Source organism: Streptomyces sp. NPDC039465 (genome assembly GCF_055639315.1).
Window position 1 is genome coordinate 964303 of sequence record NZ_JBVKAP010000001.1, and the last position, 12357, is coordinate 976659.

9 protein-coding genes are annotated in these 12357 nt (G+C 72.2%); all 9 read left to right on the forward strand.

Translation table 11 applies throughout. The features are described from left to right. Positions 1 to 56: 56 nt before the first annotated feature. The 9 genes from ACZ7LT_RS04430 (at position 57) to ACZ7LT_RS04470 (ending at position 12356) form a co-directional block, all read left to right on the forward strand. Positions 57 to 1394: an ABC transporter substrate-binding protein gene (locus tag ACZ7LT_RS04430; protein ID WP_471234101.1), complete on the forward strand. Its 1338-nt coding sequence runs from the start codon at positions 57 to 59 to the stop codon at positions 1392 to 1394. Further along, on the forward strand, positions 1394 to 2365 hold the full coding sequence (locus ACZ7LT_RS04435) for a carbohydrate ABC transporter permease (RefSeq protein WP_471234103.1): 972 nt from the start codon (positions 1394 to 1396) through the stop codon (positions 2363 to 2365). Before ACZ7LT_RS04430 ends, ACZ7LT_RS04435 begins: the two co-directional genes overlap by 1 nt. A 3-nt stretch (positions 2366 to 2368) precedes the next feature. Beyond that, positions 2369 to 3271, forward strand: a complete 903-nt coding sequence (locus ACZ7LT_RS04440) for a carbohydrate ABC transporter permease (RefSeq protein WP_471234105.1) — start codon at positions 2369 to 2371, stop codon at positions 3269 to 3271. A 25-nt stretch (positions 3272 to 3296) separates the two neighbouring features. Next, on the forward strand, positions 3297 to 4562 hold the full coding sequence (locus tag ACZ7LT_RS04445; protein WP_471234109.1) for a 6-phospho-beta-glucosidase: 1266 nt from the start codon (positions 3297 to 3299) through the stop codon (positions 4560 to 4562). 56 nt (positions 4563 to 4618) lie between these two features. Continuing rightward, positions 4619 to 5581, forward strand: coding sequence for an N-acetylglucosamine kinase (locus tag ACZ7LT_RS04450; RefSeq protein WP_471234111.1), 963 nt, complete (start codon positions 4619 to 4621; stop codon positions 5579 to 5581). A gap of 258 nt (positions 5582 to 5839) precedes the next feature. Continuing rightward, positions 5840 to 7321, forward strand: a complete 1482-nt coding sequence (locus ACZ7LT_RS04455; protein ID WP_471234113.1) for a hypothetical protein — start codon at positions 5840 to 5842, stop codon at positions 7319 to 7321. Positions 7322 to 7443: 122 nt separating this feature from the next. Further along, the gene (locus ACZ7LT_RS04460; RefSeq protein ID WP_471234787.1) at positions 7444 to 8430 is read left to right on the forward strand and encodes a glutamate ABC transporter substrate-binding protein; all 987 of its coding nucleotides are present in this window, start codon (positions 7444 to 7446) and stop codon (positions 8428 to 8430) included. 60 nt (positions 8431 to 8490) lie between these two features. Further along, the gene (locus tag ACZ7LT_RS04465; RefSeq protein ID WP_471234115.1) at positions 8491 to 9828 is read left to right on the forward strand and encodes a coiled-coil domain-containing protein; all 1338 of its coding nucleotides are present in this window, start codon (positions 8491 to 8493) and stop codon (positions 9826 to 9828) included. After that, a complete protein-coding gene (locus ACZ7LT_RS04470; protein ID WP_471234119.1) occupies positions 9825 to 12356 on the forward strand; it encodes a serine/threonine-protein kinase in 2532 nt (843 codons plus the stop codon). The genes ACZ7LT_RS04465 and ACZ7LT_RS04470 overlap by 4 nt, the downstream gene beginning before the upstream one ends. The last annotated feature ends 1 nt before the right edge of the window (position 12357 follow it).

Consider the following 12357-nt stretch of genomic DNA (forward strand, 5'->3'; position numbering starts at 1 on the left):
CGCACGGCATCACACGGCACCGCCCCTACCCCGCCCCCGTCACAGGGAGAACCGTCATGCCCGTACGCACCCGCAGAGCCGCCGCCGCTCTCGCCTCGGCCGCCGCCATGGCCCTGTTCACCGCCGCCTGTACGGGTTCGGGCGCCGGCGGCGCCGGCGACGATCCGAAGGCGAACACGACCCTGACCTTCTGGCACGGCTGGTCCGCCCCCGGCGAGGTCAAGGCGATCGAGGCGAACGTCCGCTCCTTCGAGAAGAAGTTCCCCCACATCAGGGTGAACATCGTCAAGAACATCACCGACGACAAGCTCAACCAGGCGCTACGCGCGGGCGGTTCGAACGCCCCCGATGTCGTCTCCTCCTTCACCACCGACAACGTGGGCCGCTTCTGCACCACCGGCGCGCTCGCGGATCTCAGACCCTTCCTGGCGAAGTCGCAGATCGACCCGGCCACGACCTTCCTGCCACAGATGGCGAAGTACACCGAGCACGCCGGCAAGCGCTGCGCGGTGCCGCTGCTCGGTGACGCGTACGGCCTCTACTACAACAAGAAGGCCTTCGCCGAGGCCGGGATCACCGCCCCGCCGAAGACCCTCTCCGAGTTCGACGCCGTCGCCAGGAAGCTCACCAAACCCAAGGGCGACAGCTACGAACAGCTCGGCTTCATGCCCAACTTCCAGGGCTACGAGACCACCTTCGAGCACTACGCCACGCAGTTCGGCGTCCAGTACTTCGACGCCGACGGCAAGTCCAACCTGGCCCGGGACCCCGGCGCGAAGGCGCTGTTCACCTGGCAGAAGAAGCTCGCGGACCAGCTCGGCGGCTTCAAGAAGCTGGAGAAGTTCCGCACCGGCCTCGGCGACGAGTGGGGCCCCAAGCACCCCTTCCACACCGCCCAGGTCGCCATGCAGCTCGACGGCGAGTGGCGCGGCAAAATGGCCAAGGACGCCGAGCTGCCGTTCGAGATCGGCGCGGCGCCGCTGCCCGTACCGGACGACCAGGTCGCCGAGTACGGCAAGGGCTACCTCTACGGCACGATCCTCGGCATCGCCAACACCAGCAAGAAGCAGAACGCCGCCTGGGAGCTGGTGAAGTACCTCTCCACCGACACCGACGCGGTCGTCTCCTTCGCCAACGCCATCCACAACGTGCCCTCGACGGTCGCGGCCCTCAACTCACCGAAGCTGAACGACGATCCGCTGTACCGCACGTTCGTGAAGATCGCCCAGCACCCCAGGAGCGCCCACGCGCCCTCCTCCGTCAACGGCGGCGCGTTCCTGCTCACCGCGCAGGACCTCGGCGTGCGCTACGAGGCGGGCCGTGAGCCGGACCTGGACGCCGGGCTGCGGAAGACCGACGCGCAGGTCGACAAGGACAACGAGCAGGCGCGCTGATGACCGCCCTCCACCCCCGGCCCGCGTCCTCCCCAGGCCCCGGTCCGCGGACCAGGCGCCGCCGGTCGGCGCTGCGGACCCTGGGCTTCCTCTCGCCCTGGCTGATCGGGTTCTGCGTCTTCTTCGCGTACCCGCTCGTCTCGACCGTCTACTTCTCCTTCATGAAGTACGACGGCTTCGCCCCGCCCACCTGGGTCGGGCTGAAGAACTGGACGTACGTCTTCGCCGACTACCCCTTCTTCTGGCCCGCGCTGCGCAACACGCTGTGGCTGGTGGTGGTGATGGTGACCCTGAGGGTCGTCTTCGGGCTCGGGGTCGGGCTGCTGATCACCAAGATCAAGACGGCCGCCGGTCTCTTCCGGACCCTCTTCTACCTGCCGTATCTCGCCCCGCCGGTCGCCGCCACCGTCTCCTTCGTCTTCCTGCTCAATCCCGGCACGGGACCGGTCAACACGCTACTGGCCCGGGCCGGACTGCCCGAGCCGGGCTGGTTCAACGACCCCGCCTGGTCCAAGCCGTCGCTGACCCTGCTCGCGCTGTGGTGCATCGGCGATCTGATGGTCATCTTCATGGCCGCGCTGCTGGACGTGCCGAAGGAGCAGTACGAGGCGGCCGAGCTGGACGGCGCCGGGCCCTGGCAGCGGTTCCGCCATGTCACCCTGCCGAACATCTCGCCGATCGTGCTGTTCGCGGCGGTCACCGGCGTGATCGCGACCATGCAGTACTACACCGAGCCGCTGGTGGCGGCGAAGGTGGCGAGCGGGGTGATCGGCGGCTCGGGCCAGCAGTTCGAGCCGGGCTATCCGGACCGGACCACCCTGACCGTGCCGCAGACCGTCTACAACCTGGGATTCCAGCGCTTCGACACCGGCGCGGCCTCGGTCGTGGCGCTGGTGCTGTTCGCACTCGCGATGGTGTTCACGGCCCTTCTGATGCGCCGGCGCTCCGGCTTCATGTCGGCGGAGGACTGATCCATGACATCCATGACCGGCCTGCCCCTGTCCGCTCCGAAGGAACGCGCCGAGGCCGCCGGCGCCCGGCGCTCCGCGCGGCGCCGCGCCGCACTGGAGTGGATCGCCGTCCACTCCCTGGCCGTCGCCGCCGCGCTCTTCTTCATCCTGCCGTTCGTATTCGTGTTCCTGACCGCCGTGATGAGCGACGACCAAGCCCTGACCCGCGATCTGTGGCCGCACACCTGGGAATGGGGCAACTTCGCGACCGTCTGGAACACCCCGGGCTTCCTCACCTGGTGGCGCAACACCCTGCTGTACGCGGGCCTCGGCACCGTCCTCGCGGTCGCCTCCAGCCTGCCCGTCGCCTACGCCCTGGCCAAGTTCCGCTTCCGCGGCCGGAATCTGGCGATGATGCTGGTCATCGCGATGATGATGCTGCCCCCGCAGGTCGTCGTCGTACCCATGTACCTCTTCTGGGCCAAGCAGCTCGATCTCGCGGGCACCCTCTGGCCGCTGATCATTCCGTTCGCCTTCGGGAACGCCTTCACCATCTTCCTGCTACGGCAATTCCTGCTGACGATCCCCAAGGAGTACACCGAGGCTGCCCGGATCGACGGCTGCGGGGAGCTGCGCACGCTGCTGCGGATCGTGCTGCCGATGGCCAAGCCGGCCATCGCTGCCGTCGCCCTCTTCCACTTCTTCTCCTGCTGGAACGACTACTTCGGGCCGCAGATCTACGCCTCCGAGAACCCGGCCGCCTGGACGCTCAGCTACGGGCTCGAGTCGTTCAAGGGCGCCCACCAGACCGACTGGAACCTCACCATGGCCGCGACCGTGCTGGTCATGGCGCCGGTGATCATCGTCTTCTTCTTCGCGCAGAAAGCCTTCATCGAGGGCATCACCCTGACCGGCGTGAAGGGCTAGCGAAGAGCTAGGGAGTGAGGGAGTTATGAAACTGACTGTCGTGGGGGGCGGCTCCACCTACACCCCCGAACTGATCGACGGGTTCGCGCGGCTGCGCGAAACCCTGCCCGTCACCGAACTGGTCCTCGTCGACCCGGCCGCCGACCGCCTGGAGCTCGTCGGCGGGCTCGCCCGGCGGATCTTCGCCAAGCAGGGCCACGACGGGCGCATCGTCACCACGAGCGACCTCGACGCGGGCGTGGCCGGCGCGGACGCGGTCCTCCTCCAGCTGCGGGTGGGCGGACAGGCCGCCCGCGAACAGGACGAGACCTGGCCGCTGGAGTGCGGCTGCGTCGGCCAGGAGACCACCGGCGCGGGCGGTCTCGCCAAGGCGCTGCGGACGGTGCCGGTGGTGCTCGACATCGCCGAGCGGGTGCGGCGGGCCAACCCCGCCGCCTGGATCATCGACTTCACCAACCCGGTGGGGATCGTGACCCGGGCGCTGCTCCAGGCCGGGCACAAGGCCGTCGGGCTGTGCAATGTGGCCATCGGCTTCCAGCGGAAGTTCGCGGCCCTCCTCGGCGTCACCCCCGGCGAGGTGCACCTCGACCATGTGGGGCTCAACCACCTGACCTGGGAGCTGGGCGTACGGCTCGGCGGGCCGGACGGTACGAACGTCCTGCCGAAGCTGCTCACCGAACACGGGGACACGATCGCCGACGATCTGCGGATGCCGCGTGCGCTCGTCGACCGGCTCGGCGTCGTCCCTTCGTACTACCTGCGCTACTTCTACTTCCATGACGAGGTCGTACGGGAGCTGAGGAGCAAGCCGTCGCGGGCGGCCGAGGTGGCGGCGATGGAGAAGCGGCTCCTGGAGATGTACGGGGACCCCGCGCTGGACGAGAAGCCCGCACTGCTCGGCAAGCGCGGCGGGGCCTTCTACTCGGAGGCGGCGGTGGACCTGGCCGCGGCCCTGCTCGGCGGCGCCGGATCGCCGTACCAGGTGGTGAACACGTACAACAACGGCACGCTGCCCTTCCTGCCGGACGACGCCGTGATCGAGGTCCAGGCGGCGGTGGACGGCGGCGGGGCCGTGCCGCCGGCCGTACCGGCGCTCGATCCGCTGTACGCCGGGCTGGTCGCCCAGGTCACCACGTACGAGGACCTGGCGCTGGAGGCGGCGCTGCGCGGCGGCCGTGAGCGGGTGTTCCGGGCGCTGCTCGCGCATCCGCTGGTGGGGCAGTACGCCTACGCCGAGCGGCTCACCGACCGGCTGATCGCGCACAACCGGGACCATCTGGCGTGGGCGTGAACGCATCGGGATCTGCGTCGGGATCGGCGTCGGAGGCCGCGTCGGGCGCCCTTCCGGTGCTCGCGATCGACGCGGGCAACAGCAAGACCGACGTCGCCGTCGTCGCCGCGGACGGGACCGTGCTCGGGACGGCCAGGGGCGGCGGGTTCCAGCCGCAGGTGGTCGGGGTGGGGCCGGCCGTGGTCGCGCTGGCCGAGACGGTGGAGCGAGCGGCCGCGGTGTCTGCCGGGCCGGCGCGGTTCTCTCACGTCTCCGCGTGTCTGGCCAACGCCGATTTCCCGGTGGAGGAGGAGGAGTTGGCGGCCGCGCTCGACGCCAGAGGGTGGGGCGGGACGGTCTCGGTCCGCAACGACACCTTCGCGATCCTGCGGGCCGGTGTGGACGAGCCGCGCGGGGTCGCGGTGGTGTGCGGCGCGGGAATCAACTGCGTCGGCATGCTGCCGGACGGCCGCACCGCCCGCTTCCCGTCCGTCGGCACGATCTCCGGCGACTGGGGCGGGGGCGGCGGACTGGCCGAGGAGGCGCTGTGGTTCGCGGCGCGCGCGGAGGACGGGCGGGGCGAGCCGACGGAGCTGACGCGCGCCCTGCCCGCGCACTTCGGTCTCGGGTCGATGTACGCGCTGATCGAGGCGCTGCATCTGGGCCGGATCCCGTTCGCGCGGCGGCACGAGCTGACGCCGGTGCTGTTCCGTACATGCGCGGCCGGTGACCCGGTGGCCCGCGCGCTGGTGGAGCGGCTGGCGGACGAGGTCGTCGCCCTGGCGTCGGTGGCACTCGGGCGGCTCGGGCTCCTCGACGAGGAGGCGCCCGTCCTGCTCGGCGGGAGCGTGCTGGCCGCCCGCCACCCGGAGCTGGACGCCCGGATCGCCGAACTCCTCGCGGCGAAGGCCCCGAAGGCGGTGGTACGTGTCGTCACGGCCCCGCCGGTGCTCGGCGCGGCGCTGCTGGGGCTCGATCACGTGGGCGCGCCGGCCGCGGCACGGGCGGCGCTGCGGGCGCACTACGGCGCGTTCGGGTGAGCGTGCCCGGCGCCGCGCCCTGACGTTCGACCCTGACGGCCGGTCCTGACGTTCACCCCGCCCTCGAACATGGAACCGATCTGGCTCGGGCGGCGTATACACAGTGGGGGGTTCGGCCGTGCCGGGGGGTACGAAAGGAACAAGATCGCGTCATTCCCGGTGTGGTTGACGGTTCCTGCGGCCATACTGCTGGCCGGGTAGTCGTCCCCCGAGCCGCCGGGGGGCGGGCCGACGTCCAGCGACCGAGGGGGAGGTCACGTGACACACCCGCCGAACGGGCACACCACCTCGGCGCCGACGCAGCCGTACGTGCCCGCGCAGCCCGGCACACCACCGCCCGGGGCCACACCGTCCGGGACGACACCTGCCGCGTCCGTGCCGTCGCCGCCGTCCGAGCCCGGGTCACCGCCCGGTGGGCCGGTGGCACCCGGCGGGCGCGGGGCGTGGGCCGTGGGCAAGGAGCGGCTGCGCGCGGCGGCGACGACCGAGCCGGGCCGGCTCCAGATCCTCGGCGCCGTCCTGGCCGTGCTGGTCGTGGTGTTCGGTGCCGTCACCGCCTTCGAGATCTCCGACCGGGCGTCCTCCGCCGACGACGTGGTCAGCCGCAGCCAGCCGCTGAGCGCCGACGCGGCGAGCATCTATCGCTCGCTCGCGGACGCCGACACGGCCGCCGCGAGCGGCTTCCTGGCGGGCGCGCAGGAGCCCGCCGAGGTCCACAAGCGGTACACGGACGACATCGCGACGGCGTCCCGGCTGCTGGTCAAGGCGGCGACGAACACGGACGGTTCGAGCGAGTCCGCCCGCGAGATTGCGACGCTCAACGAACTCCTGCCGCGCTACACGGGTCTGGTGGAGCGGGCCCGGGCGGCCAACCGCCAGGGCCTGCCGCTGGGCGGCGCCTATCTGCGGTACGCCAACCAGCAGATGACGACGCAGCTGCTGCCGGCCGCCGAGCGGCTGTACGAGGCCGAGACGGAGCGGCTGTACGAGGACGACGCGTCGGCGCGGGCCTGGCCGTTCCTGTCCCTCGCGGTCGGCGTGATCGCGCTCGGCGCCCTGGTCTGGGCCCAGCGGCGTACGTATCTGCGGACCAACCGGGTCTTCAACCACGGGCTGCTCGCCGCGACGGCCGCCTCGACGGTGGTGCTGCTGTGGCTGGCCGTCGGGCACACGGTGGCCCGCGCCGAGCTGAACGACGCCCGGGAGCACGGTCAGAATTCGCTCCAGGTGCTCAACGACGCCCGGATCAACTCCCTGAAGGCGCGGGCGAACGAGAATCTGACGCTGGTGGCGCGGGGTGCGGTCCTCACGGACGACGGCAAGAAGGACAAGTACGAGACCGACTACAGCACGGGCATGGGCAAGCTGGACACGGCGCTCGCCCAGGCCCGGGAGCTCGCCGACGACGACGCGGGGCGCGATCCGCTGGCGGACGCGGCGGAACGGGTCGCGCAGTGGAAGCAGCGCCACGCGGGCGCGCGCGCCACGGACGACGCGGGTGACTACGACGGCGCCCTGGCCAAGGTCATCGGCAGCCAGGACTCCACCGGGCAGGCCTTCGACCAGGTGGACGCGGCGCTGGAGAAGGCACTCGCCCATGAGCAGCGGGAGTTCACCCGCTCCGCCGGCGACGGCCGTGGCGCGCTGAGCGGGCTTCCCGTGGGGGCGGCCGTGCTCGCGGTGCTGGCCGCCGCGGGGGCCATCATGGGCATCAACCGCAGGCTGTCGGAGTACCGGTGAGAGGGGGAGAGATGACCGACGACGGAGGCGTCCACGGGGCTGACGTGCCCCCGGGCGGACCCGCGCGGGGCCCGGCCACGGGCGGCAGGGTCCGCTCCCGCCCGCTCGCCCGGTGGCGGGCCATGCGGCTGAAGGGCTGGGGCGGCGTCGGGGCGATGGCCGCGGCGTGCGCGGTGACCGCCTCGCTCACCCTGCTGCCGCTGGCCGGCTCGGGCCCGGACCACGCGCTCGTGTCGGGGCCCGGTACGGGTACGGCCGTGCCGGTGCGGGCGGACACGTGCCAGGCGCCGGAGAAGTCGCTGGCGCCGTCGACGGCCGACGGGCCGTCCATCGCCGCCATCAAGGCGCGCGGCAAGCTGATCGTGGGCGTCGACCAGAACAGCTACCGCTGGGGCTACCGCAATCCCACCACGCGGACCCTGGAGGGCTTCGACATCGACCTGGCCCGGGCGATCGCGACCAACATCCTCGGCTCGCCCGACAAGATCATCTTCCGGGCGATCCCCACCAACCAGCGGATCGCCGCCCTGGAGGGCGACAAGGTCGACCTCGTCGTCCGCACGATGACGATCAACTGCAAGCGCATCCAGCAGGTGGCCTTCTCCACCGCCTACTTCCAGGCCGGTCAGCAGGTCCTCGCCCCCAAGGACTCGTCGGTGAAGGGCTACGACTCCTCGCTGTCCGGCAAGCGGGTCTGCTCGGCGGAGGGTTCGACGGCGTACGAGGCCTTGGAGCGCAACTCGTTCGGGGCGACTTTCAAGGACGAGGGTGACGGCACCCAGGCCGACGCGGACCGCTTCACGGTGCCCAATCAGCTGGACTGTCTGGTCCGGCTCCAGATGGGCGAGGTCGACGCGGTCGTGACGGACAACGCCCTGGCCGCGGGCCAGGCCGCCCAGGACCCGGCGGTGGAGCTCAAGGGCCGGCCGTTCACGACCGAGTACTACGGCGTCGCCGCCAAGCTGGGCAACGACGATCTGGTCCGCCGGGTCAATCAGGTGCTGGTCGAGTACCGCAAGGGCCCTTGGATGGCCGCGTACGACAAGTGGCTGCGCAAGGACCTGCCCGGGATAACGGGGCCGCCCGCGCCGCAGTACAAGGACGGCTGACCGGCCCGCGAGGGTGACGGACCAGGGACGGCAAGGACAGCAAGAGCGGAGAGGTGATCGATGGGCGTCGCGGGACCCCCCGGGCCGGTGATGGACCGGGACGAGGTGGACCGTGCGCTGGCGCGGCTCGGCGCGGAGCACAAGGCGGTCGAGGACTCGCTCCTCGCGCTGCAGGACCACGCCGGCCGCAGACTCCTCGAAGGCGCCGAGCTGACCGGCACCACCAAGGAACGCTGGGCCGCCACCGAGCAGACGATCACGCTCCTCTGGTCGTACTTCGACGCCTACACCGACGCCCTGGAGGCCGCGCGGGAGCTGCGGGCCCGGCGGCGCTGGCCCTCGCGCGAGGACCTGGCGGAGCTGACCGACCGGCTGCGCGGCGAGTCCGTGCTCGTCCCCGGCACGCCTGCGGATCCGGCCCGGCCGCTCGCCGAGCGGTTCACGCTGGAGCGTCTGGTGGCGCGGATGAACGAGCTGTACGCGTCCTCGCTCGACATGGTGGTGGCGGCGGACGCGGTGTGGTCGGCGCTGCCCGCGCGGATCGACCTGCTCGCCGCCGAGCTGGGCCGTACGCGCTCGCTCGCCCACTCGGTGGGGGTGCGCCCCGGTGAGCACCCCTCGGGGGACGACCTGGAGTCGATCACGCACGAACTGGGCACGCTGCGCGCCCAGGTGGTGTCTGACCCGCTCGCCTTCTGGCGGCCCGCGGCGGGTGCGTCGGCGCCCGGCGGCGGCCGTCCCGACACGGACCGCTACGACCGGGCGGCGCGCGCCCTGGAGGACGTACGGCGGGAGATCGAGGCGGTCCTGGCCGTGCGGCAGGACTCCGAGGACCGGCTGCTGCGGCTGCGGGACGTGCTCTCGCGGGCCGACCGGACGCTCGCCGAGGCGCGGGCCGCGCGCGGGGAGGTGCTCGCGAAGATCGCGGCGTCCGAGGTGCCCGCGGTGAGCGGGCCTCCGGTGGCGCTCCAGGAGCGGCTGGCGACGGCGGCCGAGTACCGCCGGCACGCGCAGTGGCACCGCCTCTCGCCGCTGCTTGAGTCGCTGGAGCGGGAGGCGGAGGACGAACTGCTGCGGGCCCGCGATTCGTTGACGGCGGTCACGGCTCCGCTGGCGGTCCGCGCGGAGCTGCGGGGCCGGCTGGACGCGTACAAGGCGAAGGTGGCCCGGCACGGCCTGGCGGAGGACCTGCTGCTGATCGAGCGGTACGACGTGGCCCGCCGGATGCTGTGGAGCGCGCCGTGCGATCTGCGCGCGGCCGAGCAGGCGGTGCTGCGGTTCCAGCACGCGGCGGCGGAGGCCCTGTCCGGGCCGGCGGACGGGCGTGGGCGGCCGGGATCCGGCGGGGTCCGGGGTGCCGGGCAGGGCGATGGTTCCGACGGTTGGGGGAGTCAGTGAGCACATGCCAGCGGCCCTCGTGCGAGGGCTCGTACGAGGACATGGGCGGCGGCGAGCTGTACTGCGACACCTGCGGTCTGGCTCCGGTGGTGGCGTCGGGCGGTCTGCTGCAGTCGCTGCCGACCGGGATCACCGGCGGCGGCAAGAGCAGCACCAGCGGTTCGGCGCGCAGCGGTTCGCACGCCTCCGCGCGGTCGTCGCGGTCCTCGACGTCGCGGCGGTCGGTCTCGGGGCGGTTGTCGCGTTCGCTGTCTGGCGCCACGACGGGCCGGTCGGTGTCGGTCCGTTCGACCGGGTCGACGGCGAAGGGGAGCCGGGGCAGACTCGGCGCGGGTCTGGTGACCGTGCCGGAGGTGCCGCGTCCCGACCCGCGTTCGGCGGTGATGGCCCATGCCGAGGTCCCCGAGCGGAAGCGTTTCTGCTCGCGTTCGGACTGCGGCGCGCCGGTCGGCCGCGCGCGCGGTGACCGGCCGGGCCGCACGGAGGGCTTCTGCACGAAGTGCGGTCATCCGTACTCGTTCGTCCCGAAGCTGCGCGCGGGGGACGTCGTGCACGGGCAGTACGAGGTCGCGGGCTGCCTGGCCCACGGCGGTCTCGGCTGGATCTACCTCGCCATCGACCGGGCCGTCGCCGACCGCTGGGTGGTGCTCAAGGGCCTGCTCGACACCGGCGACCAGGACGCCATGGCCGCGGCCATCTCCGAGCGCCGCTTCCTCGCCGAGATCGAGCACTCCAACATCGTCCGCATCTACAACTTCGTCGAACACCTCGACCAGCGCACGGGCTCCCTCGACGGCTACATCGTCATGGAGTACGTCGGCGGCAAGTCCCTCAAGGAGATCGCCAACGAACGGCGGGACCCCACGGGCAAGCGCGATCCGCTCCCGGTCGAGCAGGCCTGCGCGTACGGCATCGAGGCGCTGGAGGCGCTCGGGCATCTGCACAGCCGCAATCTGCTCTACTGCGACTTCAAGGTCGACAACGCCATCCAGAGTCAGGACGAGCTCAAGCTGATCGACATGGGCGCGGTCCGCCGCGTCGACGACGACGAGTCGGCGATCTTCGGCACGGTCGGCTACCAAGCGCCCGAGGTGGCGGAGGTCGGCCCGTCGGTCGCCTCCGACCTCTACACCGTGGCGCGCACCCTGGCCGTGCTCACCTTCGACTTCCAGGGCTACACGAACGTCTTCGTGGACTCGCTGCCGGACCCGGACAACATCGAGGTGTTCCGGACCTACGAGTCCTTCTACCGGCTGCTCGTGCGCGCGACGGACCCGGATCCGGCCCGCCGGTTCGCCTCCGCGCAGGAGATGGCCGAGCAGCTGACCGGCGTGCTGCGCGAGGTCGTCGCACTGCAGACGGGCCGGCCGCGCCCTGCCCTGTCGCCGCTGTTCGGCACCGAACTGCGGGTGACGGACACGGAGTTGTTCGGGGAGCTGGACGAGGAGGTGTCGCGGCTCGGGGTCCGTACGGCGCCGAGCCCCGCCAAGGCGCTCCGGGCCCGGACCACCGCGGCCCTCGACCCCGCCCGGACCACCGGCGCCTCCGACCCCGCCCACACCTCCCCGCTCGCCACCGCCCGTGCCGCCACCGCGGCTCCGCTGCTCGCCCCGCTCGACGCGCGCGGTACGGCGCTGGCGCTGCCTGTGCCGCACGTCGATCCGAACGACCCGAACGCCGGTTTCCTGGCCGGCCTGATGGCCGCCGCGCCGACCGAGCTGATCACCGCGCTGCAGGCGGCGCCCGCCGACTCCCTGGAGCGGCGCCTGCGCGAGCTGCGGGCCCGGCTGGAGATGGGCGAACTGACCGTCGCCGCCGAGGCCCTGGCCGCCCTGGAGGCGAAGCACCCCGACGACTGGCGGGTGGTGTGGTACCGCGGCGTCGCCGCCCTCGCCACCGGGGACAACGAGAGCGCCGCGCTCTCCTTCGACGCGGTCTACGACGCCTTCCCGGGCGAGCCGGCCCCCAAGCTGGCGCTCGGCGTCTGCGCCGAGGTCCTGGGCCAGCTGGACAACGCCGCCGAGTACTACCGGCTGGTCTGGTCGACCGACCCCTCCTACGTGAGCGCCGCGTTCGGTCTCGCCCGCGTCCAGCTGGCCGCCGGCGACCGCCCCGGGGCCGTACGGACCCTGGAGTCGGTGCCGGAGGCGTCGATCCACTACACGGCGGCCCGGGTGGCGGCCGTACGGGCCAGGCTGCGGCGGCGCGAGCCGCACGAGCCGCTGATCGACGACCTGACGGCGGCCGCCGCACAGGTGTCCGCGCTCCAGGGGTTCGGCCTGGACGCGGTGCGCCAGGAGCGGTTGTCGACGGAGGTCCTCGGCACGGCCCTGGACTGGGTACTCTCCGGTAGTCCCGGAGCACGGCCCGCACAGACTCCGCTGCTCGGCAGTGAGCTGGACGAGCGCGGACTGCGCTTCGGCCTGGAACGCTCGTACCGGGTGCTCGCCCGGCTCGCTCAACGCGGCGAGGAGAGGATCGAACTGGTGGAGCGGGCAAACCGTTTCCGCCCCCGGACGTGGGTGTGAG